1 protein-coding gene is annotated in these 284 nt (G+C 65.8%); it reads right to left on the bottom strand.

All coding sequences use genetic code 11. From position 1 onward, the window contains the following. Positions 1 to 284, bottom strand: a 284-nt coding sequence (locus tag EN846_RS34720; protein WP_348630859.1) for a tripartite tricarboxylate transporter permease, incomplete at both ends; no start/stop codon positions are given.

The raw sequence follows: 284 nt of genomic DNA, 5'->3' as shown, positions 1-284 counted from the left end.
GATGAAGGCGAGCACCATCAGCGAGAAATACTCGGCCGGGCCGAAGGCCAATGCGAACTTGACCACGATCGGGGCCAGGAAGGCGACGCCCAGCGTGCCGATCGTGCCGGCGACGTAGCCGGCATCGCGTGCCGCGCCGTGGATCATGGTGGAGGAGGTCGAGTGCTGGAAATGCAGGCCGCAGACATACAGTCCCGGTTCGCCTTCGACGGCGCCGCGATACTGCTTCACCCGGCCGGGCTCGATTGGATCAAGCTGCCGATCTTCGACGACACCGGCCGGGT

Source organism: Mesorhizobium sp. M4B.F.Ca.ET.203.01.1.1, from assembly GCF_004791025.1.
GTDB lineage: Bacteria > Pseudomonadota > Alphaproteobacteria > Rhizobiales > Rhizobiaceae > Mesorhizobium > Mesorhizobium abyssinicae.
Note: the sequence above shows the minus strand (reverse complement) of the source record. Positions and strands in the feature narration are given on the sequence as shown.